Annotated in this window: 21 protein-coding genes, 1 tRNA gene and 2 pseudogenes; 17 read left to right on the plus strand and 7 right to left on the minus strand. The window is 71.9% G+C overall.

All coding sequences use genetic code 11. From position 1 onward, the window contains the following. The 13 genes and pseudogenes from AC1MIR_RS20530 to AC1MIR_RS20590 all read left to right on the plus strand — a co-directional run. Positions 1–765 (plus strand): ABC transporter substrate-binding protein (locus AC1MIR_RS20530; protein ID WP_480030039.1); only part of this gene is annotated, 765 nt, incomplete at its 5' end. Between the two features lie 158 nt (positions 766–923). Then, entirely contained in the window at positions 924–1,802 is an 879-nt protein-coding gene (locus tag AC1MIR_RS20535; protein WP_480030040.1) for a branched-chain amino acid ABC transporter permease, read from the plus strand. A gap of 46 nt (positions 1,803–1,848) precedes the next feature. Continuing rightward, positions 1,849–2,817, plus strand: coding sequence for a branched-chain amino acid ABC transporter permease (locus AC1MIR_RS20540; RefSeq protein WP_480030041.1), 969 nt, complete (start codon positions 1,849–1,851; stop codon positions 2,815–2,817). Continuing rightward, positions 2,814–3,629, plus strand: coding sequence for an ABC transporter ATP-binding protein (locus AC1MIR_RS20545; protein WP_480030042.1), 816 nt, complete (start codon positions 2,814–2,816; stop codon positions 3,627–3,629). The genes AC1MIR_RS20540 and AC1MIR_RS20545 overlap by 4 nt, the downstream gene beginning before the upstream one ends. After that, on the plus strand, positions 3,622–4,323 hold the full coding sequence (locus tag AC1MIR_RS20550; RefSeq protein WP_480030043.1) for an ABC transporter ATP-binding protein: 702 nt from the start codon (positions 3,622–3,624) through the stop codon (positions 4,321–4,323). The genes AC1MIR_RS20545 and AC1MIR_RS20550 overlap by 8 nt, the downstream gene beginning before the upstream one ends. 13 nt (positions 4,324–4,336) lie before the next feature. Further along, a complete protein-coding gene (locus AC1MIR_RS20555) occupies positions 4,337–5,728 on the plus strand; it encodes an MmgE/PrpD family protein (protein WP_480030044.1) in 1,392 nt (463 codons plus the stop codon). Continuing rightward, positions 5,725–7,404, plus strand: coding sequence for a hydantoinase B/oxoprolinase family protein (locus AC1MIR_RS20560; RefSeq protein WP_480030045.1), 1,680 nt, complete (start codon positions 5,725–5,727; stop codon positions 7,402–7,404). Before AC1MIR_RS20555 ends, AC1MIR_RS20560 begins: the two co-directional genes overlap by 4 nt. Beyond that, on the plus strand, positions 7,401–9,455 hold the full coding sequence (locus AC1MIR_RS20565; protein ID WP_480030046.1) for a hydantoinase/oxoprolinase family protein: 2,055 nt from the start codon (positions 7,401–7,403) through the stop codon (positions 9,453–9,455). Before AC1MIR_RS20560 ends, AC1MIR_RS20565 begins: the two co-directional genes overlap by 4 nt. 1 nt (position 9,456) lies before the next feature. After that, positions 9,457–10,059, plus strand: coding sequence for a cysteine hydrolase family protein (locus tag AC1MIR_RS20570; protein WP_480030047.1), 603 nt, complete (start codon positions 9,457–9,459; stop codon positions 10,057–10,059). Next, complete coding sequence (locus AC1MIR_RS20575; protein ID WP_480030048.1) at positions 10,056–11,462, plus strand: FAD-dependent oxidoreductase; 1,407 nt, start codon at positions 10,056–10,058, stop codon at positions 11,460–11,462. Before AC1MIR_RS20570 ends, AC1MIR_RS20575 begins: the two co-directional genes overlap by 4 nt. A gap of 4 nt (positions 11,463–11,466) precedes the next feature. Then, positions 11,467–11,682 (plus strand): annotated as a pseudogene (locus tag AC1MIR_RS20580) (hypothetical protein); the annotation flags it as partial. A gap of 85 nt (positions 11,683–11,767) precedes the next feature. Further along, a complete protein-coding gene (locus AC1MIR_RS20585) occupies positions 11,768–12,658 on the plus strand; it encodes a dihydrodipicolinate synthase family protein (protein ID WP_480030049.1) in 891 nt (296 codons plus the stop codon). Next, on the plus strand, positions 12,655–12,969 hold the full coding sequence (locus AC1MIR_RS20590) for a cupin domain-containing protein (RefSeq protein ID WP_480030050.1): 315 nt from the start codon (positions 12,655–12,657) through the stop codon (positions 12,967–12,969). The genes AC1MIR_RS20585 and AC1MIR_RS20590 overlap by 4 nt, the downstream gene beginning before the upstream one ends. Here AC1MIR_RS20590 and AC1MIR_RS20595 read toward each other — a convergent pair. Next, positions 12,959–13,852, minus strand: a complete 894-nt coding sequence (locus AC1MIR_RS20595) for a DMT family transporter (protein ID WP_480030051.1) — start codon at positions 13,850–13,852, stop codon at positions 12,959–12,961. The two genes, AC1MIR_RS20590 and AC1MIR_RS20595, sit on opposite strands and share 11 nt — an antisense overlap. 74 nt (positions 13,853–13,926) lie before the next feature. Here AC1MIR_RS20595 and AC1MIR_RS20600 point away from each other — a divergent pair, with 74 nt between their 5' ends. After that, the gene (locus AC1MIR_RS20600) at positions 13,927–14,652 is read left to right on the plus strand and encodes a M48 family metallopeptidase (RefSeq protein WP_480030052.1); all 726 of its coding nucleotides are present in this window, start codon (positions 13,927–13,929) and stop codon (positions 14,650–14,652) included. 19 nt (positions 14,653–14,671) lie between these two features. On the opposite strand, the gene AC1MIR_RS20605 is transcribed toward AC1MIR_RS20600, so the two are convergent. Both AC1MIR_RS20605 and AC1MIR_RS20610 read right to left on the minus strand, forming a co-directional pair. Then, positions 14,672–15,559, minus strand: coding sequence for a site-specific tyrosine recombinase XerD (locus AC1MIR_RS20605; protein ID WP_480030053.1), 888 nt, complete (start codon positions 15,557–15,559; stop codon positions 14,672–14,674). Between the two features lie 18 nt (positions 15,560–15,577). Then, positions 15,578–15,727 carry a hypothetical protein gene (locus AC1MIR_RS20610; RefSeq protein WP_480030054.1) on the minus strand — a complete coding sequence of 50 codons (150 nt, stop codon included), beginning with the start codon at positions 15,725–15,727 and terminating at the stop codon, positions 15,578–15,580. Between the two features lie 49 nt (positions 15,728–15,776). Between AC1MIR_RS20610 and aroB the strand changes: the two genes are divergently transcribed. After that, positions 15,777–17,492 (plus strand): 3-dehydroquinate synthase, encoded by a 1,716-nt coding sequence (gene aroB / locus AC1MIR_RS20615; RefSeq protein ID WP_480030055.1) that lies wholly within the window; start codon positions 15,777–15,779, stop codon positions 17,490–17,492. Positions 17,493–17,511: 19 nt separating this feature from the next. Here the strand turns inward: aroB and AC1MIR_RS20620 are convergent. Then, a pseudogene (locus AC1MIR_RS20620) lies at positions 17,512–18,561 on the minus strand (methyl-accepting chemotaxis protein); the annotation flags it as partial. A 799-nt stretch (positions 18,562–19,360) separates the two neighbouring features. Here AC1MIR_RS20620 and AC1MIR_RS20625 point away from each other — a divergent pair. After that, on the plus strand, positions 19,361–20,812 hold the full coding sequence (locus tag AC1MIR_RS20625; RefSeq protein ID WP_480030056.1) for an aldo/keto reductase: 1,452 nt from the start codon (positions 19,361–19,363) through the stop codon (positions 20,810–20,812). A 14-nt stretch (positions 20,813–20,826) separates the two neighbouring features. Continuing rightward, positions 20,827–21,318: a VOC family protein gene (locus AC1MIR_RS20630; protein ID WP_480030057.1), complete on the plus strand. Its 492-nt coding sequence runs from the start codon at positions 20,827–20,829 to the stop codon at positions 21,316–21,318. 13 nt (positions 21,319–21,331) lie between these two features. Here AC1MIR_RS20630 and AC1MIR_RS20635 read toward each other — a convergent pair whose 3' ends face one another. The 3 genes from AC1MIR_RS20635 to AC1MIR_RS20645 all read right to left on the minus strand — a co-directional run. Continuing rightward, the gene (locus tag AC1MIR_RS20635; protein WP_480030058.1) at positions 21,332–21,874 is read right to left on the minus strand and encodes a carboxymuconolactone decarboxylase family protein; all 543 of its coding nucleotides are present in this window, start codon (positions 21,872–21,874) and stop codon (positions 21,332–21,334) included. Positions 21,875–21,946: 72 nt separating this feature from the next. Beyond that, positions 21,947–22,023: transfer RNA gene (locus AC1MIR_RS20640), tRNA-Met, on the minus strand. 75 nt (positions 22,024–22,098) lie between these two features. Continuing rightward, on the minus strand, positions 22,099–22,335 hold a 237-nt coding region (locus AC1MIR_RS20645), incomplete at its 5' end, for an aminomethyltransferase beta-barrel domain-containing protein (RefSeq protein WP_480030059.1).

Below are 22,335 nucleotides of genomic sequence, written 5' to 3' on the forward strand. Positions count from 1 at the left end.
GGGGGCTGCGGTAGGGTGCCGGCCGGCGCGCTGGACAACCGGGTGATGTGCACCGACGCCGCCGGCAAGCCGGCGAAGACCGTCGTCGTGGTGCATGAGGACGGGCTGTTCGGCTCCGGCATGGCGCGGCTGATGAACGCCGAGCTGCCGAAGCGCGGCTTCGAGGTGCTGGAGACGATCAGCCACCCGACGCCGGCGCGCGACATGTCCAACGTGGCGCTGCGCATCCGCGCGCTGAACCCGGACCTGATCATCCCGTCCAGCTACTATGCCGAGTTCGTGCTGCTGTCGCAGACGCTGCAGCAGCGCCGGATCCGGCCGAAGGGCATCTACTGCGTGCTGAACGGCGCGGCCTCCAACTTCCGCTTCGTGCGGGAATTCCCGCAGGCCGCCAACCTGGTGATGGACGTCAACCACTGGGCCGATCCGCGCAAGCCCAAGACCGCCGAGCTGCGCCGCGCGGTGGAGGCGCAGAACCGCTTCTGGCTGTACAACACGCCGCTCAACTACTCGGCCGTGATGCTGGTGGCCGATGCGCTGGAGCGCGCCGGCCGTGCCGACCGCGCCGCGGTGATCGACGCGCTGGGCAAGACCGACGGCGCCTTCACGAAGCACATCATGCCCTATGGCCCGACGCGCTTCGAGAACGGCCAGAACCAGTCCGCGCAGGCGGTGAACACGCAGGTTCAGAACAACGACATCAAGGTGATCTTCCCCGAGGATTTCGCGGACGCCCGCCCGGTCTTCCCCTGGCCGGCGAATTGAGTTCGGGTGCCATCAGACGCGTCGTGCCGGAGGCACGCCGAAGGCGTGACGCGTGCGCTGCGCGCGCTTGGCGTCGCGCAGGAGGCGCGCCTCGAGTGCGCCGCACTCGCGGCGGCGGCCATTCGGCCGCTCGGCCGGGCTGAAATGCGCCCGACCGCATGAGAAGCTACCCGCCTGAGATCGTGGGGGAGGCCGTTCTCAACGGCCTCCTCACCGGAGCCGTGTATGGGCTCGTGGCGCTGGGGCTGACGCTGGTCTACGGCGTGCTCCACATCATCAACTTCGCCCATGGCGCGCTGCTGACGCTGGCCATGTACGCCGCCTTCGTGGCGTGGAAGGCCTTCGGTCTCGATCCCTACGTCGCCATCCTGCCGCTGGTGCCGCTGTTCTTCGCGCTGGGCTACGGCGTGCAGCGGCTGGTGATCATGCCGGCCAGCCGGGGCGAGGATTCCAACATCCTGCTGGTGACGCTCGGCCTCTCGATCATCATCGAGAACCTGGTGCTGGCGATCTTCCGCTCCGACACGCTCTCGGTGCAGGTGCCCTATGCGATGGAGGTGGTGGAACTCGGCCCGATGCTGCTCGGCTTCCCGCGCGTGGTCGGCTTCGGCGTGGCCTTCGTGGTGGCCGCGGTGCTTTTCGTGATCCTGACCATGACCGACACCGGCCGGGCGATCCGCGCGGTGGCGAAGGAGCGCACCGGCGCGGCGCTGGTCGGCATCGACGTGAAGCACATCTACGCCGTGACCTTCGGCATCGGCACGGCCTGCCTGGCGGTCGCCGCCTGCCTGCTGCTGCCCTTCTTCTACGTGAACCCGCGGGTCGGCAACGCCTTCGTGCTGGTGGCCTTCACCATCGTCGTGCTGGGCGGCATGGGCAGCGTGCCGGGCGCGCTGCTGGGCGGCCTGTTCATCGGCGTGGTGGAGAGCCTCTCCGGCCTCTATTTCGGCGAGAGCCTCGGCCAGATCGGAATTTTTCTGATCTTCATCCTGGTGCTGCTGTTCCGCCCGACCGGGCTGTTCGGAGCCAAGGCGTGACCCGATGCGATCGCGGAGCCCCGCAGGCAACGCCGAGGAGCGGAGCGTGAATCGCATCGGCAACGGGATGGCGAAGGATGTCCTTCCGATCGCGCTCTTCGCCGCCGTCGCGGCGCTGCTGCCGCTGTTCGTCACGCAGAACACCTGGCTGAACTTCGCGGTCTTCACGCTGATCATCTGCCTGGCGGCGCAGGGCTGGAACATCCTGGGCGGCTATGGCGGCCAGTACAGCTTCGGCCACGCGGCCTTCTTCGGCACCGCCGCCTATGCCACCGCGATCCTGCAACTGCGCTACGGCGCCAATCCCTACCCGGCCTTCCTGGCCGCCGTGGCGGCGGCGGGCGTCGTCGGCGCGGCGATCGGCCTGCTCTCCTTCCGCTCCGGCCTGCGCGGCAGCTATTTCGCGCTGGTCACGCTGGCCTTCGCGGAGGTGCTCCGCGTGCTGGCCAATGCCAGCGAGATCACCGGCGGCGCGGCCGGCATCCTCATCAAGCTCGATGTCCGCCCGGCGAATTTCCAGTTCGAATCCCGGGCCAGCTTCTACTGGATCGCGCTCGGGCTGGTGACGGCGGCACTGGTGGCGACGCGGGCGCTGGAACGCTCGCGCCTCGGCGCGCAGCTTGTCGCCGTGCGGGAGAACGAGAGCGCGGCGCTGGCGCTCGGCGTGGATGCGCTGCGCGTGAAGGTCGCGGCCATCACGCTGTCCGCCATGATCACCGGCGCCTCTGGCGCGCTCTACGCCCAGTATTTCCTCTATCTCGACGCCAACATCGCCTATGGCACCTGGATCAGCGTGGAGGCGCTGCTGGCGCCGATCATCGGCGGCGCGGGCACGGTGTTCGGCCCGGTGTTCGGCGGCATCGTGCTGCACGGGCTGTCGGAATTCACCAAGACCCTGGTGGGCCGCATCCCGGGGCTCGACCTGGTGATCTTCGGCGTGCTGCTGATCCTGGTGGTGCGCTTCCCGCCGCGGGAGATTCCCGGGCTGATACGGCTGTGGCGGGGGCGGCGATGATCGAGCCCGATCCCGCCTTCCTCTCGGTCCATTCCGTCTCCAAGCGCTTCGGCGGGCTGCTGGCGGTGAGCGAGGCCAGCTTCACCGTCAAGGAAGGCAGCATCACCGGGCTGATCGGGCCGAACGGCGCGGGCAAGACGACGCTGTTCGCGATCGTCTCCGGCTTCGAGAAGCCGACCAGCGGCCGCGTGCTGTGGCGCGGCGAGGAGATCACCGGCCGCCCGCCGCATCGCCTGGCGCAGGACGGGATCGCGCGCACCTTCCAGATCGTGCAGCCCTTCGCGGGGCTTTCCGTGCGCGAGAACATCGCGGTCGGCGCCTTCCTGCGGCATCGCAGGCGCGCCGATGCACTCGCCGTGGCCGAACAGGTGGCGGAGCGCGTCGGCCTTTCGGCGGAACTCGACAAGCCGGCGGCGGCGCTGACGGTCGCGGGGCGCAAGCGGGTGGAACTGGCGAAGGCGCTCGCCACGCAGCCCAAGCTGCTGCTGCTGGACGAGGTGCTGGCAGGGCTCAACCCGTCCGAGGTGCGCGACATCGTCCCCGTGGTGCGCGCCATCCGCGACAGCGGCATCACGGTATTCATGATCGAGCATGTCATGCAGGCGGTGATGAACCTCTGCGAGGCCGTGCATGTGCTGGCGCAGGGCCGCATCATCGCGGGCGGCACGCCGGCGGAGGTGGTGCGCGACCCGGCGGTGATCGAGGCCTATCTCGGCCATGGCGCCGCAACCAGGCTGCAGGCGTCCGATGACCGCAGGGCCGGCAGGCCCGAGGGTCCGGATCGGCCGCGCGAAGGTTCTTCCCATGCTTGAGGTGAAGGACCTCGTCGCAGGCTACGGGCTGACGCGGGTGCTGGAAGGCGTCTCGCTGGAGGTGCGCGCGGGCGAGATCGTGGCCGTGCTCGGCTCGAACGGCGCGGGCAAGACGACGCTCAACATGGTGCTCAGCGGGCTGGTGAAGCCGCGCGGCGGGACCGTGACCTTCGAGGGCGCGGACATCACCGCGCGCGCACCGGCGGAGATCATGGCGCGCGGCCTGATCCAGGTGCCGGAAGGGCGCAAGATCTTCCCCAACCTGAGCGTGCGGGAGAACCTGGAGCTCGGCTCCTACCGGCGCGCGAAGCCCAACCGCGCGCGCAACATCGAACGCGTCTTCGCCACCTTCCCCCGCCTGAAGGAGCGCGCGGGCCAGGCGGCAGGAACGCTTTCGGGCGGGGAGCAGCAGATGCTCGCGATCGGCCGCGGCATGATGGCGGAGCCGCGGCTCCTCATCCTGGACGAGCCTTCGCTCGGCCTCTCGCCGCTGCTGGTGGAGGAGATGTTCGCGTTGATCCGCCGGCTGCACGGCGAAGGCCTCGCGATCATGCTGGTGGAGCAGAATGTCGCGCAGTCGCTGGAGATTGCCGACCGCGCCTATGTGCTGGAACATGGCGCCTTCGCGCTGTCGGGTCCCGCCGCGCAGGTGCGCGAGGATCCGGAGCTGAAGCGGGCCTATCTCGGGCTTTGAGGGAGAATTCCCCGTGGCGATCGTGACGAAGGGCGTGGAGCCGGCCTCGGTGCTGATGGCGGCCGCCTCGCCGGCCTGGCTCGAGCAATGGTGCGGCTTCGCGGCGCGGCTGCGCTTCGCGGACCTGCCGGCGGAGGTTGCGCAGCGGGCGCGGCTCGTGCTGCTCGACTGCATCGGCGCCATCGCGGCCGGTGCGCAGGAAGCCGAGGTCCAGGCGCTCGCCGCCCGCATGACGACGCGGGAGGGCGCGGGCGATACGCCGGTGATCGGCCTGCCGCTAGCCGCGCGACCGGGCACGGCCGCCTTCCTGAACGGCACGGCTGGCACGATGCTGGAACTGGACGAGGGCAACCAGTATTGCCGCGGCCACCCGGCCATCCACGTCGTGCCCGCGCTGTTGGCCGCGCCGCGCGGCGACGGGGCGGCGCTGCTGACGGCGCTGGCCATCGGCTACGAATTCGGCAGCCGCGTGGGTATCGCGAGCAAGCTCAACGTCGCGATGCATCCGCATGGCACCTGGGGCACGCTGGGCGCCGCGATGGGCGTTGCGAAGCTGCATGGCGCCAGCGCCGGCGAATTCCGCGGCGTGATCAACATGGCGGCGTCACTGGGCTTGGCGACGTCACGAAAGACGATGCTGGAAGGCGGCACGGTTCGGAACACCTATGCCGGCGTCGCCAACATGCTCGGCCTGACCGTGTGGGACCTGGTGCGCAGCGGCTTCGAGGGCGAGCGCGACGGCGTCGGCACCGTCTTCGGCCATGTCAGCGCCAGCGATTTCCGGCCGGAGGAGATGGTGGCGGAGCTCGGCACGCGGTGGGAGGTCGCGCGCAACTACTTCAAGCGCCACGCCGCCTGCCGCTACACCCATGGCGCGCTGGATGCGCTGGCACAGATCACGGGGAAGGTCGGACCGCTGCAGCCGGAGCGCGTGAAGGCCATCGCGGTGGACACCTATGTCTGGGCTGCGCAGCTCGATTCGCCGCTGGCGCCGAACATGCTGGCCGCGAAGTTTTCCATTCCCTTCGCGCTGGCGACGACCATCGTGCATGGTGCGGCGACCGTGCCCGCCTTCCGCGGGCCGGCGCGCGACAATCCGGCGGTGCAGGCGCTCGCACGGCTCGTCAGCGTGAACGAGGATCCCGCGATGACCGCGCAGCTTCCTGGCCTGCGGCCCGCGCGCGTGCGCATCACGATGGCCGATGGCAGCGTGCATGAGGCCTCCGTCACCACCAATCGCGGCGACACCGAGGACCCCTACACGGAAGCCGAGGTGCGCCAGAAGTTCCGCGACCTGGCCGATCCGGTCTACGGCGCGGCGCGCGCGCAGGCGATCGAGGAGGCGGTGATGGCGCTGGCACCGCACGGCGAGGCCGCGGCGCTGACGGAGTTGCTCAGCCGATGATGTCTCTCGACCCCGTCACGCTTGCCGTGCTGAAGGGGCGGCTGGAGCAGATCGCGGACGAGATGGACGCGACGCTCTACCGCAGCGCCTTCAACCCCATCATCGCGGAAGCGCGCGACGCCTGCCACGGCCTCTATCATGCCGAGACGGGCGCGACGCTGGTGCAGGGCACGAAGGGACTGCCGATCTTCGTCGGCGCGATGTCCTTCGCCGTGCAGGCGGTGATCCGCCGCGTGCAGAACGGCACGCCGCTGGAGCCCGGCGACACCTTCATCTTCAATGATCCGTACGAGGGCGGGACGCATCTCAACGACTTCCGCCTCGTGCGGCCGATCTTCCGGGACGGCGCGGTCTTCTGCTGGATCGCGAGCGTGGGCCACTGGCTCGACATCGGCGGCAACGTGCCTGGCGGCTACAATCCGCGGGCGACCGAGAGCCACCAGGAAGGCGTGCGCATCCCGCCCGTGAAGCTGATCCGCGCCGGCGCGATGCAGCAGGACATCCTGGACATCCTCAACGCCAACAGCCGCGTCCCGCAATCCAACTGGGGCGACCTGAACGGGCAGCTCAACGCGCTGGATCTGGGCGAGCGGCGGCTGCTGCAACTCATCGAGGAGCATGGCGAGGGCAAGCTGCAGACCGCCTTCGCGGCGCTGGCCGACCGCGCCGCCGCGCTGATGGAAGCCGAGATCCGCACCCTGCCGGAAGGCCGCTACAGCTTCGAGGATTACCTCGACAATGACGGCGTGGTGGATGAGCGGCTGACCATCGCGCTCGACATGACCGTGCGCGACGGGCGGATGATGCTGGACTTCTCCCGCAGCAGCGCGGCGTGCCTCGGGCCGATCAACATCAGCCGCGCGACCAGCGTCGCGGCCTGCTATGTCGCGCTGAAGCATGCCTTCCCGGACGTGCCGGCGAATGCCGGCGTGCTGCGGCCGATCGAGTTCGCCATCCCCGACGATACCGTGCTCGGCGCCGGCCCGCCGCGGCCGATGGCGGGCTACACCGAGACGATCCTGCGGCTGATCGGCGTGATCTTCGGCGCCTTGGGCAAGGCGCAGCCGGAGCGCGCGACGGCCGCGCCCTTCGGCACGATCAACGCGCTGTCGCTCTCCGGCCAGCGCAAGGACGGCACGCGCTGGGTGATGTTTTCCTTCTTTGGCGGCGGCTTCGGCGGGAACCCGGAAACCGATGGCCTCCATCACGCCAACAATCCCATTTCGACCGCGACGATTCCGCCGGCAGAAATCCTGGAAGCGGCCTACCCGGTGATGTTCACCCAATGGGCGCTGCGGCCGGATTCCGGCGGCATCGGCGAGCATCGCGGCGGCGTCGGCGCCGTGTATGAGATCGAGGCGCTGTCGCCCGGCACCACCGAAGTCGCCCTGCTGGGCGAGCGAGGCCGCTACGCGCCCTTCGGCGTCACCGGCGGCGGGGAAGGCGCGCTGACGCGCTTCGCCTGGCAGACGGACAGCGGCTGGGACACGCCGCCCATGGCGAGCAAGGTCGTCGGCGTGAAGATCCAGGCCGGGCAGCGCGTGCGGCTGGAATCGCCGGGCGGCGGCGGCTGGGGCGAGCCCTCGAAGCGCCCGGCCTCGGCCATCGCGCGCGACATCCGCCTCGGCTTCGTCTCGCCGGAAGCGGCGGCGCGCGACTACGGATACCGCGAATGACCAGCAAGCCGATCGTCGGCGTGGATGTCGGCGGCACCTTCACCGACCTGTTCCTGTTCGATCCCGCGCGGAACGCCTTCCGCACCGCGAAGGTGCCGTCCAATCGCGGCGACGAGGCGGTGGGCTTCATGAACGGGCTGCGCGCGCTTGGCGGTCCCGCCGGGTTCGAGGCGATCGTGCACGGCACGACCGTCGGCACCAACGCCCTGCTGGAGCGCAAGGGCGCGAAGCTCGGCGTGATCACCACGGCCGGCTTCCGCGACGTGCTGGAGATGCGCCGCCGCGACCGGCCGAACACCTGGGGGCTCTGGGGCGAGTTCCATCCCATCGCCGAGCGCGACATGCGGATCGAGGTGGCGGAGCGCACGCTGGCGAACGGCACGGTCCACACGAAGGTGGACATCGCCGCCGTGCAGGACGCGGCGCATGAACTGCTCTCGGCCGGCGCCGAGGCCTGCGCCATCGTCTTCATCAACAGCTATGCGAACCCGGCGAATGAACGTGCCGCCGCGGCGGCGGTGCGCGCGATCTGGCCCAATCCGCATGTCAGCGTCAGCAGCGAGATCCTGCCGGAGATCCGCGAGTTCGAGCGCGCCTCCACCACCGCGCTCAACGCCTATCTGCAGCCCGGGGTGGCAAACTACCTGGGCAAGCTGGAAGGCGCGCTGAACCAGGCGGGCTTCGACGGCCGATTCCACATCGTGCAGTCCAATGGCGGCATCATGTCCACCGCCACCGCGCGGGGCATTCCGGCGCGGACGGCGCTCTCCGGGCCTGCGGCGGGCGTCATCGCCGCTGCCGCCATCGCGCGCGCGGCGGGGTTCGAGAACGCCATCACCTGCGATCTCGGCGGCACCAGCTTCGATGTCTCGCTCGTGACCGGCGGGCGGATGGAGCTTGCGGCGCAGGCGACGATCGATTTCGGCCTGGTGATCCGCTCGCCGATGATCGAGATCACCACCATCGGCGCGGGTGGCGGCTCCATTGCGCATGTGGATCGCGGCGGCCTGCTGCAGGTGGGGCCGGAGAGCGCGGGCAGCCGGCCCGGCCCGGTCTGCTACGGACAGGGCAACACGCGGCCGACGCTGACGGATGCGAATGTCGTGCTCGGTCGTATCAATGCGGACCGACCCATCGGCGGGGCGCTGTCGCGGCTGGACGTGGAGGGCGCGAAGGCCGCGATCGCGCAGCATGTCGGCCAGCCGCTCGCCCTGGATGCCATGGCCGCGGCGGAGGCCATCGTGCGCGTCGCCAACGCGAAGATGGCCGGCGCGATCCGGCTGGTCTCGATCGAGCGCGGGCACGATCCGCAGAAATTCGTGGCGTTGCCCTTCGGCGGCGGCGGCGCGCTGCATGTCGGCGCCCTGATCAAGGAGGTCGGGCTGAAGGCGGCGCTGGTGCCGCGCTTCCCGGGCGTGACCAGCGCCATCGGCTGCGTCATCGCCGATGTGCGGCACGACCAGGTGCGCACGGTGAATCTCTCGCTCGATGGTCTGGACGCGGCTGCGCTCGATACGCGCATGGTGGAGGAAGCCGCCGCGGCACGCGCCGTGGTGGAGGCCGCCGGCCTGCCCGTGGCACGCACCGAAATCCGGTTCGAGCTGGACATGCACTATGCCGGCCAGACGCACACCGTCGGCGTGCCGCTGCCGGTGCATGTCACCGGCGGCACCACGGGCGTGTCGGAGGCGATCATCCGCAGCGCCTTCGAAGCGGCGTATCAGCAGGCCTTCTCCCGCCTGCTGCCGGGCCTGCCGATCCGCATCGTCACGCTGCGCACCGCGGCCATCGGCATCCGGCCCGATTTCGACCTGGCCGCGCTGGCGCCGGCCGCGGATGCCACGGTGGATGCGGCGGCGCGCGGCGCGCGGCAGGTGTGGTTCGACGGCGCGTGGCACGCCGCCACGGTCTGGTCGCGGCTGGACCTGCCGGCCGGCGCGCTGGTGCATGGCCCGGCGATCCTGGAACAGCCCGATGCGACGGTCGTGGTGGATCCCGACCTCGTCGCGCGGGTGGACCGCTTCGGCAACCTGATCATCGAGCGGGAATGACATGGAACAGGTGCCGATCTCGCAGACTGCGCTGCTGCTCTGCGACCTGCAGAATGATTTCATTCATCCGGACGGCGCCTATGGCCGGGCGGGGCAGTCGGCCGCGTCCATCGCTGCGCTGCCCGCGCGGCTGAAGCCGCTGGCGGATGCCATACGCGCGAAGGGCGGCTGGATCGCCTCCACCCATTTCACGCTGTTCACCGGCAGGGGCGGCGAGCCCTTCATCGACCCGCATCTGCGCAGGCTGCGGCCCTTCCTGAAGAAGGGCGACTTCGTGATGGGCAGCTGGGGCCACCAGGTGGTCGAGGAACTGGCGCCCTCCGACCTGCCGGTGGAGAAGGTGGGCTACGACGCCTTCTACGCCACCCGTCTGGAATGGATCCTGCGCAAGGTCGGCATCCGCAAGCTGCTGGTGGCCGGCATCGTGACGAATGGCGGCGTGTCCTCCACCGTGCGCGGCGCGCATGTGCGCGAATTCCAGGTGACGGTGCTGGAGGATGGCTGCGCCGCCTTCACGCAGGAGCTGCACGACACGGCCATCGCGGCGCTGCGGCCGGTGGCGGAGATCAGCACCGTCGCGGCGGAACTGGCGAAGCTGCGATGAAGGCGGAGGTCGTCACCGAAGCCGATCCGCGCTTCGAGACGGAGGTGCCCGTCGCCATCATCGGCGCGGGCGCGGCCGGCCTTGTCGCGGCGCTGTCCTGCAAGGCGGCGGGCGTCGAGCCGCTGGTGATCGAGCGCGATCCGGTGCCGCGCGGCTCGACCAGCCTCTCGGCCGGGCTGATCCCGGCCGCCGGCACGCGCTTCCAGCGCGAGCGCGGCATCGCGGACGACGCGGATACCTTTGCCGCAGACATCCAGAAGAAGGCGCATGGCCAGGCCGATCCGGCGCTCGTCGCGCTGGTGGCGCGCAATGTCGCGCCGGCGATCGAGTGGCTGGCGGATTCGCATGCACTGCCCTTCAGCGTGGTGCATGACTTCGACTATCCCGGCCACACGCATCGCCGCATGCATGGCCTGCCCAGCCGCAGCGGCGCGGAACTGGTGGACCGGCTGCGCCAGGCTGCGGAGGAAGCGGAGATCCCGCTGCTGACCGAGGCGCGCGTCACCACGCTGATCCGCGATGCCTCCGGCGCGATGCGCGGGCTGGTCGCGGAACGCCCCGATGGCAGCGCGGAGCGCATCGGCGCGAGCGCCGTGGTGCTCGCCTGCTGCGGCTATGCGGGGAACAAGGCGCTCGTCCGCAAGTACATTCCGGACCTCGCGGAGGCGATCTATTTCGGCCATCCCGGCAACGAGGGCGAGGCCGTGTTGTGGGGCGAGCAGCTCGGCGCCGATCTGCGCGACATGACGGGACACCAGGGCCATGGCTCGGTCGCGCATCCGCAGGGCATCCTGGTCTCCTGGGCCGTGATCATGGAAGGCGGTTTCCAGGTGAATCGTTCGGGCAAGCGCTTCTGGAACGAGGGCAGCGGCTATTCGGAAGCGGCCGTTGCGGTGCTGCAGCAGCCCGAGGGCATCGCGTGGGACATCTTCGACGCGCGCATCGCCGGGATAGCGCGCCAGTTCGAGGATTTCCGGAATGCCGAGGACCAGGGCGCGGTGCTGACCGCGGACAGCATCGAGGCGCTGGCCGCGAAGGCGAAGCTGCCGGCCGATGCGCTGCGCGCCAGCTTCGACGAGGTGGAACCGCACAAGCGCGCCGGCACACGCGACGGCTTCGGGCGCGACTGGTCGCGTGGCGCGCCGCTCGCTGCGCCCTTCTGCGCGGTGCGCGTGACAGGCACGCTGTTCCACAGCCAGGGCGGGCTGGCCATCGACGATGCCGCGCGCGTGCGGCTTGCCAGCGGCGAAAGCATCCCGAATCTCTTTGCCGCCGGCGGCGCTGCCTGCGGCGTCAGCGGGCCGGAGGCGTCAGGCTATCTTTCGGGCAACGGGCTGCTGACGGCGGTGGCGCTCGGGCGCATCGCGGGGCTGAACGCGGCGGCGGTCGCGAAGGCGGAGTAGGATCATGGACGACCAGTTCGGCATCGGGCAGCCCGTTCGGCGGAAGGAGGATGTGCGCTTCCTCACCGGCAAGGGCCGCTACACCGACGACATCGACATGCCGGGCCAGGCGCATCTGGCGATCCTGCGCTCGCCGCACGCCCATGCGCGCATCGTCTCGATGGATATCGCCGCGGCGAAGGCCGCGCCCGGCGTCATCGCGGTGCTCACGGGGCATGACGCGGATGCGGACGGCATCGGCCTGTTCCCGGTGCAGATCGAGGTGGGGGGGCGCGGCGGGCCCCCCCCCCCCCGCGCTGACGGCGATGAAGCCCGATTTCTCGCCCGATCTCGACCGCTTCGCCGGGCACTGCAAGTGGCTGCTGGCGAATGGGTGCAACGGCCTCGGCATCCTCGGCACGACCGGCGAGGCGAACAGCTTCGGCTTCGACGAGCGGAAGGCGATCCTGGAAGGCATCCTGGCGCGCGGCGTGCCGGCGGGCGTGCTGATGCCCGGCACCGGCTGCGCCAGCCTGACGGACACGGTCGAGCTGACGAAGCACGCCAAGGCGCAGCGCTGCCGCGGCGTGCTGGTGCTGCCGCCCTTCTACTACAAGGGCCCGAGCGACGACGGGCTGTTCGCCTGGTTCAGCGAGGTGGTGAACCGCGTCGGCGGCGGCATCGCCCTCTACCTCTATCACTTCCCGCAGCAGAGCGCGGTGCCGTTCAGCCTGGACCTGATCGGGCGGCTGCTGAAGGCCTTCCCGGGCGTGATCAAGGGCGTGAAGGACAGCTCGGGCGACTACGCGAACATGAAGGCGATGATCGACCACTTCGCCAAGGACGGGTTCGAGGTCTATTCGGGCTCGGACGAGTTCGTGCAGCGCATCCTGGCCGATGGCGGCGCGGGCTGCATCACCGCGGCCTCCAACGTGAATGCCCGCTTCGGCCAGCTGGTCTACCAGAAGCGCACGGGCGCCGAGGCCGATGCGGCGCAGGCGGTGCTGAACGCCACGCGCAAGGCCGCGACCGCCGTGCCGCTGATCCCCGGCCTGCGCGAGATCATCGCCCGCGCGACCGGCCATGATGGCTGGCGCACCATCCGCCCGCCGCACCTGCCGCTCTCCGCCGAGCAGGGGCAGAAGGCGTGGGAAGCGATGCAGGCGGCCGGCGCGCTGCCGCTGCCGGGCCTCGGGCTGAAGGCGGCGGCGGAGTGAGCCAGCCTCTCACCTGCCGCGCGCCGGCGATCGCCACGGTGCAGGTGGATGACGACAAGGTCCGCGTCACGCGCTGGGATTTCGAGCCCGGCGCGGAGACCGGCTGGCACCGGCACGGCATGGCCTATGTCGTCGTGCCGGTCACCGACGGCACGCTGCATCTGGAACTGCCGGGCGGCGCGACGCAGACGGCCGATCTGAAGGCCGGCATCTCCTATGCACGGCCCTTCGGCGTGGAGCACAACGTGGTCAATGGCGGCAGCGCGCCGCTCAGCTTCGTCGAGATCGAGATGAAGCATTTCAGCGGCTGAACGGCGGCGGCTTCGGCGCCAAGGTCACCAGCGCCAGGCCGCCGAAGATCAGCAGCGCGGCCGGGATCGTGAGCGGTCCCGGCACCTCGCCGAACAGCAGGAAGCCCCAGAAGAGCCCCGCCAGCGTGATCACATAGGCCGTCTGGCTGGTGAACACGCCGCCGGCATGCACGAGCAGATGGAAGTAGAGCAGGTAGGCGAGGCCGGTCAGCACGCCCTGCATGAGCAGCAGCGCCGCGAGCTTCGGTGTCGGCGGCAGGCCGAGATGGCCGAGCGGCCAGGCGAGCAGCGCGGCCGCGGCGGCGGCGCAGACCACCGTGCCCGCCGCCTGCGCCAGCGGCGGCGTGCCGCGTGTGGCAAGCTTCACGGACAGCAGGTTCGCCAGCGCGTAGCACACCGGCGTCAGCAGCATCACCGCGGCCCAGGGCAGGATGGCGGGATCGGGCAGCGCCGCACCGGGCGCCATCGCGAGCGCCACGCCGCACATCCCGACCAGCGCGCCGACGGAGCGCCAGAGGCCCGCGCGCTCCACCCGCGCCAACGCAAAGAACACCACCGTCAGCAGGCCGGAGAGCGGCACCATCAGCGCGAAGAGCCCCGCCGGCGCGCGCTGCAGGCCGGTGAAGGCGAAGAGATGCGCCAGCGCCAGCCCGACCGTGCCGCCGGCGGCGTATTGCAGCAGATGCGCACGATCCACGGGCGGTAGCTGGCCGCGCGCCGCGCCCGCCGCCAGCAGCACCGCGGCCGCCACCGCCGCCGTGACAGCGGCGACGCCGAGCGGGCGCATGCCAGCCTGCATGGCGAGCTTGGCCAGCGCCGGCGTCAGCGCCCAGATCGCGCCGACGGCCAGCATCGCGAGGACATGCATCAGCAGGCGCGGCATGCGCACAGCCGCGCGGAAGCGCGGCGCTCTGTCAAGCCGTTGCAGAACGGTGCCACGCCGCGCGATGATGGCGCATGCCGCTGCCCGAGTCCGAGATCGTCATCCTGCCACCGGCGCGCGGCGCGCTGGCGCCTGCCGCGGAGATCCCGGTGCGCTGGCGTCCTTCCACGCGCGCGCGCCGCGTCTCGATGCGCATCTGCCCGCGTGAAGGCGCGGTGGTGGTGACGCTGCCGCCGCGCAGCGGGCGCCGTGCCGGCCTCGCGCTGATCCGCGAGCACGAGGCCTGGGTGGTGGAACGCCTGGCCGCGCTGACGCCGGCGGTGGAGTTCGCGCCCGGCGCCGCCTTCCTTCTCGGGGGCGCGCCGCACGTGATCCGCCACGAGCCGCGTTCGCGCGGTGGCGCGTTCCTGGACGGCGCGCAGCTCGTGGTCACCGGCGCGCGCGAATTCCTGCGCCGGCGCGCGGTGGATTTCCTGCGCGCCGAAGCGAAGCGCCGCGTCGCCGTGCTGGCCGCGCCGCATGCCGCCGCCCTCGGCGTGAAGCCGCGCGCGATCCGGGTGAAGGACACGCGCAGCCGCTGGGGAAGCTGTGCGCCGGACGGCACGCTGGCCTTCTCCTGGCGGCTGGTCATGGCGCCGGAATGGGTGACGGACTACGTGGTGGCGCATGAGGTCGCGCATCTGCGGGAGCTGAACCACTCGGCGCGGTTCTGGGCGCTGGTGGCGAGCCGCACGCCGAACCGGGACGCGGCGGTGGAGTGGCTGCGCGCGCAGGGGCCGGCACTGCTGCGCGTGGGATAGCGACAGCGCCCTGGCGAGGCTACTCGGCGCCGCCCGCGAGCGGATGATGGTCCTCCACCACGCGGAGCAGTCGCTCGTCCAGCACCTTGGTGTAGATCTGCGTCGTCGCGATGTCGGCATGGCCGAGCAGGATCTGCAGGCTGCGCAGGTCGGCGCCGCGCGAGAGCAGATGCGTCGCGAAGCTGTGGCGCAGCACATGCGGGCTGACGCGCGCGGGATCGAGCCCGGCAGCGAGCGCCGCATCCTTCAGCACCGCGCCCACCGCCTGGCGCGTGATGTGGCCTTCCGCCGCGCGGGAGGGGAACAGCCAGCGCGAGGGCTTGCGCGGCTGCCCGCGCGCGGCCAGCGCCGCCTCGCGCGCACGCAGCGAGATCGGCACCAGACGCTCCTTGCCGCCCTTGCCGAGCACGGCCACCAGCGGCGCATCGGCGCGCAGCGCACCGGCATGCAGTGCGATGAGCTCGCTCACGCGCAGCCCCGAGGAATAGAGCAACTCCACCAGCGCCACGGCGAGCGGGCCGCGCTTCAGCGGCAACCGCGCCGCGCCGTCCAGCAGCGCCTCCACTTCGGCCTCCGAGAGCGCCTTCGGCAGGCTCGCGGGCAGCTTCGGGCTTTCCGCCAGCACGGTCGGGTCGTCGGCGCGCAGTCCCTCGCGCACCAGGAAGCGGAAGAACTGCCGGAGCGCGGAAAGCCGCCGCGCCGCCGTGCGCGCCGACAGCCCGGCATCGGAAAGGCCGCGCAGATAGGCCTGCACCTGCTCCGGCCGGGCCTCGGCGGGCGGCACGCCGCGGGCGCGGGCATGCGCCGCGAAGTCCTCGAGATCGGCGCGATAGGCGGCAAGGGTGTTCCGTGCCGCGCCGCGCTCGGCGACCAGCATTTCGAGGAAGGCCTCGACCTGGCGGTCCATCGACGCCCGGGGCCGCGCCTAGTTCCTGGGCGCGAAGCGCTCGGCCGGCACCGCGCGCTCGGTCGGCTGCGGCGTGACCGAGGGCGGGAAGGCACCGATCGCGAGCAGCCCGAGCAGCAGCACGCCAAGCAGGATGGCGATCAGCAGCAGCAGGGGATTGCGGAACATCGGCGGGGCGGATCCTCGTCGGGCTGGGGCTGTGCTAGCCTTGGGGGCCGTGTCACGCAACTCCGCCCTGGCCGCCCCCGAGGAGCCGCCGTCCGACCTGGAGAGCCCCCTGCCTGCGCCCGAGGCGCTGGCGCAGCGGGCGATCGTCCTCGTCGGCATGCCGGGGGCGGGAAAATCCTCGATCGGGCGCCGGCTCTCCGCACGCCTCGGCCTGCCCTTCGTGGATGCCGATGCCGAGATCGAGGCGGCCGCCGGCCTGCCCATCACGGAAATCTTCGCCCGCTACGGGGAGCCGCATTTCCGCGACGGCGAGCGGCGGGTGATCGCCCGACTGCTGGCCGGGCCGCCGGTGGTGGTGGCGACCGGCGGCGGCGCCTTCGCCGATGCGCGCACCCGCGCCGCGGTGCGCGAGTCCGGTGCGCTCTCCGTCTGGCTGCGCTGCGCGCTGCCGACGCTTCTGCGCCGCGTCGCCGGGCGCGAGCACCGGCCGATGTTCCTCAACGCCGATCCGCGCGCGGTGCTGGAGCGCCTGATCGCCGCGCGCCACCCGCTCTTCGCCGAGGCCGACATCATCGTGGACTGCACCGACGAACCGCCCGAGGTCACCACCCGCCGCGTCATCGAGGCCGTGGCCGCGCATCGCGCGCCGCAGAGCCTGCAGGTCGGGCTCGGCGATCGCGGCTACGACATCCTGGTGGGCGAGGGCCTGCTCGCCCGCGCGGGCGCGCTGCTGGCGCCGGTGCTGCCGGCGCGCCGCGTCGCGATCGTCAGCGATTCCGACGTGGCGCCGCTGCATCTTCCCGCATTGCGCGAGGGCCTGCGGGACGCCGGCATCGCCATCCTGGCCGAGCACCTGGTGCCGCCCGGCGAGAAGACGAAATGCTTCGCAGCGACGCAGGGCGCGCTCGAGAGCATCCTCAGCGCCGGGGCGGACCGGCGCACGGCGGTCATCGCGCTCGGCGGCGGGGTGGTGGGCGACCTCGCGGGCTTCGTCGCCGCCATCGCGCTGCGCGGGCTTCCCTTCGTGCAGGTGCCGACGACGCTGCTGGCGCAGGTGGACAGCTCGGTGGGCGGCAAGACCGGGATCAACCTCTCGCTCGGCAAGAACCTGGTCGGCGCCTTCCACCAGCCGCGGATGGTGCTGGCCGACACCGCCGTGCTCCGCACGCTGCCGCCGCGCGAGCTGCGCGCGGGCTGGGCGGAGGTGGCCAAGCACGGGCTGATCTCGGGCGATGCCTTCTGGGACTGGTGCGAGCGGACGGGACCGGCGGCGGTGGCGGGCGATGCGGCCGCGCTCGCCCATGCCGTGCTGGAATCCTGCCGGCTGAAATCGGCCGTCGTCGCGGCCGATGAGCGCGAGGAGAGCGAGGAAGGCGGCCGCGCGCTGCTCAATCTCGGCCACACCTTCGGCCATGCCCTGGAAGCCGAGAGCGGCTATGGCGGCGGGCTGCTGCATGGCGAGGCGGTGGCGGTCGGGCTCGGCCTCGCCGCCTCGCTCTCGGCGCGGCTCGGCCATTGCGCGCAGGAATGGCCGGGGCGGGTGATCGCGCATCTGCAGTCGGTCGGGCTGCCGGCGCGGATCGGCGATCTCGACCGGCCATTCTCCGCCGCGCTGCTGCTCGGCCGCATGCGCAAGGACAAGAAGGCGCGCGACGGTGCGCTGCGCTTCGTGCTGTTCAAGGGCCCCGGCGCCTGCTTCACCGCCGGCGACGTGCCGGCGGAGCAGGTCGAGCGCCTGTTGCGCGACGAGGGCTGCGGAGCCTGATGTCGGCGCCCCGCGCCGGTCAGGCGGCGCGGAGCTTCCCGAGCGTGTCGTCGAGCGCGCCGCGCAGCGCGCCGCCCTGCTGCGCGATGCCGTCCGCGGCGCTGCGCAGCGCGACCAGCGCGCCCGCGCTCGCCTCGGCCTCGCTGCGGACCACGCCGATCGCGCCGGAGACGGCGCCGGTGCCGCTCGCGGCCTCGGCGACGCTGCGGGCGATCTCGCGCGTCGCCGCGCCCTGCTGCTCCACCGCGGCGGCGATGGCGGCGGCGACCTGGTCCACCGCCTCCACCTGCGCGGCGACGCCGCGGATCGCGCCCACCGCCTCGGCCGTCGCGGCCTGGATGGCCGCGATCTGGCGGCCGATCTCCTCGGTCGCCTTGCCGGTCTGCGCGGCGAGCGCCTTCACCTCCCCCGCCACCACGGCGAAGCCCTTGCCGGCCTCCCCGGCGCGGGCGGCCTCGATCGTGGCGTTGAGCGCGAGCAAGTTGGTCTGGCCGGCGATCTCGTTGATCAGCTTCACCACCTCGCCGATCTGGTTCGCCGCATCGGTCAGGCCCTGCACCGTGGCGTCGCTGCGCCGGCTGTCCTCCACGGCGCGGCGCGTGCCGGCGGCGGCCTGGGCGACCTGGCGGGTGATCTCCCCGATCGCCGCGCTGAGCTGTTCGGAGGCGGCGGCGACGGCGCCGACATGGCCGCTGGCCTGGGTCGCGCCGGCGGCTGCGGCGACCGCCTGCTCGGCGGTGCGGCGCACCGTGCCGTCGAGTTGCCCGGCCGTGCCGCGCAGCGCCTCGGCCGAGGCCGAGAGATTGCGCAGCACGGCCCCGAGCGCCGCCTCCAGCCCCTGCGCGGCGTCCTGCGCGGCCTGACGGCGCGCGGCATCGGCCTCGGCGCGCGCGGCCTCGGCGGCGGCGGCAAGCCGGGCATTTTCGGCCAGCCGGTCGCGGAAGACCGACGCGGCGGCGGCGATGGCGCCGACCTCGTCGGGGCCCGCCGGCGGCAGCGCCACGTCCAGCCGCCCCTCGCCCATGGCGCGGAAGGCATCCGCGAGGCGGCGCAGCGGCTGCGCCACCTGGCGGCGCATCAGCAGCAGCATCGCGCCGATGATGGCCAGCACCGAGACCAGCGCGAGGCCGATCAGCGCCAGGGCCATGCTGCGCGCCTCGCGCGCGGCGTCCTCCTGGCGGAGCCGCACCGCGGCGGCCAGCGTCTCGCCGATCGCGTCAAGCGCATCGGAGAAGGCGGTGCGGTTGGCGCGGTTGGCCTCGTTGTTGCCGAGCCGGTCCGCCGCTTCCCGCCCCTGCTCCACGCCGATGCGGGCGAGCTCGCTGCGCAGCCTGACGAAGTCGCCGAGCGCGCCTTCCAGCCGGGCGATCTTCTCCGCCTCCGCCGCGGGCAGGCGGCCGCGCAGCTCCGTCCAGGCCGCCTGCATCTCGTCCAGGTGGCGCGTCAGGCCGCGGGCGAAGCGTTCGGCCTGGGCGCGGTTCGCGGCGAGGTAGAGGCCGCGGCTTTCCATCACCACGGCATAGATGCCGACGCGCACGCGCTGCACCATCGCCTCGGCCGCGGTCAGCCGCGCCACCTCCGCCTGGCGGGCGGCCTGGTGGCCGAGGGCGAAGACGGTCGCGAAGGCGCCGCCCAGCGCGACGGCGCCCAGCAGGACAAGGCCTGTCGCGAGACGGAACCCGATGGAAGCACGCCAGCGACGCATGGAATGTTTCCCGCTCCAATGGATGGCGGGAGGATGCGTTGCGGGGTTGAAGGAAGCGTTACGGGGCGCGCGGACCACGCCGCGGGGGGGGGCGCGCCCCCCCCCCCGGGGGGGGGGGGGGCCCCCACGCCCTCGACACAGCGTCGCGACGACCGAGAGCCCGATGTCCCTCACACGCCCGCCCCGCACCCTTCTCGCCCCCGGGCTCGATTGCAGCCGCATCGTCACCGGCCTCTGGCAGGTGGCGGACCAGGAACGCGATGGGCGCAGCCTCGATCACGCGGCGGCCGCGGCCACGCTCGCCGAATACGCCGAGGCCGGCTTCGACAGCTTCGACATGGCCGACCACTATGGCGGCGCCGAGGACATCGCCGGCCTGTTCCGCCGCCAGGGCGGGCAGGCGGCGATCTTCACCAAATGGGTGCCGACGCCCGGCCCGATGACCAGCGAGGTCGTGCGCACAGGCGTCGGCCGCAGCCTGGAACGCCTCGGCGGCGCGCCCGACCTGATGCAGTTCCACTGGTGGACCTTCAGGCACCCCGCCTGGCTCGACGCGCTCAAGCAGATGGCGGCGATGCGCGCGGAGGGCACGCTGAAGCATCTCGGCGTCACCAACTTCGACACCGATCATCTGCGCGTGGCGGTGCGGAACGGCATCCCCATCGCGACCAACCAGCTCTCCTTCTCGCTGCTCGATCGTCGCGCGGCGGGCGAGATGTCCGCCTTCTGCCTGGCGAATGGCGCAAAAATCCTGGCCTATGGCACGCTCGGCGGCGGTTTCCTCTCCGAGCGATGGGTCGGGCGGGACGAGCCGGCCGAGGCCGACATCGCCGACTGGTCGAAGATGAAATACCGCCGCTTCATCGGCGCGATGGGTGGCTGGGGCGTGTTCCAGCGGCTGATGCGCGAATTGCAGGCGATCGCGCGGCGCCACGCCGTCTCCGTCTCCAATGTCGCGACGCGCTGGGTGCTGCAGCATCCGGCCGTCGGCGCGGTGATCGTCGGCGCAAGGCTGACGGAAGCCGAGCACCGCGCGGACAATCTCCGCCTCTTCTCCTTCGCGCTGGATGCGGAAGACCAGGCGCGGATCGACAACGCGCTGGCCGGCAGCACGCCGATCCCCGGCGATTGCGGCGACGAGTACCGCAAGCCGCCCTACCTGACCGCGGCGGGCGACCTCAGCCACCATCTGGAAAGCCTGCCGAAGATCTATGGCGCGACGGAGTTCCGCCCCGGCCGCTTCCGCGTGGATTCCGGCAGCGTCTGGGAAGGGCTGTGCGGCTATTCGCGCGCGGTGCGCGTCGGCAAGCGCATCCTGGTCAGCGGCACCACGGCGACGCACACCGATGGCTCCGTGGTCTGCCCGGGCGATGCCGGCGGCCAGGCGGTCTACATCCTCGACAAGATCGCCGCCGCGATCGAGGCGCTGGGCGGAACGCTGGACGACGTGGTGCAGACCCGCATCTGGCTGCGCGACGCGCAGGACTGGGAAGCGGTCGGCCGCGTGCATGGCCGCGCCTTCGCCGCGGCGCGACCGGCCAACACGCTGGTCGAGGTCGGCAGGCTGGTCGGCGCCTATCTGGTCGAGATCGAGGCCGAGGCGCTGCTGGATTGAAGGACGAGGGCGGCATGAGCCAGGCGACGGCGCGCAACCCGCATGTGCTCGGGATCAAGCACATGGCCTTCGCCGTGCGCGACGCGGCCGAGGCGCTCGGCCGCCATGCGCGGCTGCTCTGCGCGCCCGCCGACTCGCCGATCCACACCTATGCGAAGTCGCGCAACCGCGTCGCGATCTTCGAGCTCGGCGGGATCGAATACCAGCTCTGCCAGTCGCTCGATCCCGGCGGGCGCTTCGACGCCTGGATCGCCGCGCGCGGCGCCGAAGGCCTGCACCATATCTGCTACGCGGTGGACGACATCGGCGCGGCGCTGGCGCATGCGCAGCGGAACGGCGCCACGCTGCGCGGCTGCGCCGGCTGCGGCGGCATCAAGGGTGCGCACCCGCACCCGGAGGGCTTCGTCGCCTTCCTCGACGAGGATGCGGCCGGGATCGAGATCGAGTTCATGCAGGTCTACACGGCCGAGGAAGCCGAGCGCTACCGCCAGGTGCAGGGCATCTGATCCCGCGCCGCGCTCAGGGCAGGGGATAGGCGTCCAGGAAGGGCTGGTACTCCGGCTCCACCTCGACCTCCAGCGTCGCGAGCAGGCGTACCACGCCGCAATAGAAGGCGATGGTGACGACCAGGTCGGTCAGCCGCTCGGCATCGAGATGCGGGCGCAGCGCGGCGAAGGTCTCCGCGCTCATCGCGCCGCAAAACATCTCGCGGGCGCCGCGCAGCACCAGCCGCGCCAGCGGCTCCAGCGACGATTCGCCGCCGGCGCTCTCCACCGCGATGGCACGGATGTCAGCCTCCGAGCAGCCGAATTCCAGGCCGATGCGCACATGGTGCGACCATTCGTAGGGGCTCCGGGCCAGCCATCCGACCTGCAGGATCGCCAGCTGGCGCAGCCGCGGATCGAGCCTGCTGCGGTGGCGGATATACATGCCGAGATCGGTGACCGCGCGCGCGGCGCCCGGGCTGTGCGCCATGACGCGGTTCAGCCAGATGTCGCGCGCGACGACATCCTGGTGTTCCGGCGGCAGGTCGGATCGCGTCAGATAAGGCAGACGGGCCAAGCGGCGCTCCTCCTCGGGCCTTGCGGCACGATGCGATGGAAGCGGCGCGGCGCGCGGTCAAGATGGATCGGTTGGTAGCGGCGAGCGGACTTGAACCGCTGACCCCGGCATTATGAGTGCCGTGCTCTAACCAGCTGAGCTACGCCGCCCCAAGGGCGAACCCCGCGCGGGGGAGCCGTCGCCTAGCGCCGCGGGGGGCGCATTGTCAACCGCGCCGGCCGCGTTCACGCGGCGCGCAGGAAGCCGCCGGCCAGGACGCGGTCGCCGTCATAGACCACGCAGGCCTGGCCGGGCGCGGCGACATTCGGCTCGGCCAGGCGCACGCGCATCACGCCCGCGCCGGCATCCCAGGCCACCGTCGCCGCGCGCGGCGCCGCACCCCCCCCCAGCGTCACCAGCGCGGGGGTGGGCGCCCCGGGCGGCGGGGTGAGCCAGTTGACCGCGCCCGCCCCCCCCAACCC

Source organism: Falsiroseomonas sp. RANM36 (genome assembly GCF_056682175.1).

Excerpts from the sequence above, each read along its gene's own strand:
- AC1MIR_RS20575 (WP_480030048.1), top strand. The coding sequence starts at position 10,056 with ATGAAGGCGGAGGTCGTCACCGAAGCCGATCCGCGCTTCGAGACGGAG.
- AC1MIR_RS20610 (WP_480030054.1), bottom strand. The coding sequence starts at position 15,727 with ATGTTCCGCAATCCCCTGCTGCTGCTGATCGCCATCCTGCTTGGCGTG.
- AC1MIR_RS20565 (WP_480030046.1), top strand. The coding sequence starts at position 7,401 with ATGACCAGCAAGCCGATCGTCGGCGTGGATGTCGGCGGCACCTTCACC.
- AC1MIR_RS20630 (WP_480030057.1), top strand. The coding sequence starts at position 20,827 with ATGAGCCAGGCGACGGCGCGCAACCCGCATGTGCTCGGGATCAAGCAC.
- AC1MIR_RS20570 (WP_480030047.1), top strand. The coding sequence starts at position 9,457 with ATGGAACAGGTGCCGATCTCGCAGACTGCGCTGCTGCTCTGCGACCTG.
- AC1MIR_RS20600 (WP_480030052.1), top strand. The coding sequence starts at position 13,927 with ATGCCGCTGCCCGAGTCCGAGATCGTCATCCTGCCACCGGCGCGCGGC.
- AC1MIR_RS20585 (WP_480030049.1), top strand. The coding sequence starts at position 11,768 with ATGAAGCCCGATTTCTCGCCCGATCTCGACCGCTTCGCCGGGCACTGC.
- AC1MIR_RS20535 (WP_480030040.1), top strand. The coding sequence starts at position 924 with ATGAGAAGCTACCCGCCTGAGATCGTGGGGGAGGCCGTTCTCAACGGC.
- AC1MIR_RS20560 (WP_480030045.1), top strand. The coding sequence starts at position 5,725 with ATGATGTCTCTCGACCCCGTCACGCTTGCCGTGCTGAAGGGGCGGCTG.
- AC1MIR_RS20550 (WP_480030043.1), top strand. The coding sequence starts at position 3,622 with ATGCTTGAGGTGAAGGACCTCGTCGCAGGCTACGGGCTGACGCGGGTG.
- AC1MIR_RS20595 (WP_480030051.1), bottom strand. The coding sequence starts at position 13,852 with ATGCCGCGCCTGCTGATGCATGTCCTCGCGATGCTGGCCGTCGGCGCG.
- AC1MIR_RS20625 (WP_480030056.1), top strand. The coding sequence starts at position 19,361 with ATGTCCCTCACACGCCCGCCCCGCACCCTTCTCGCCCCCGGGCTCGAT.
- AC1MIR_RS20605 (WP_480030053.1), bottom strand. The coding sequence starts at position 15,559 with ATGGACCGCCAGGTCGAGGCCTTCCTCGAAATGCTGGTCGCCGAGCGC.
- AC1MIR_RS20545 (WP_480030042.1), top strand. The coding sequence starts at position 2,814 with ATGATCGAGCCCGATCCCGCCTTCCTCTCGGTCCATTCCGTCTCCAAG.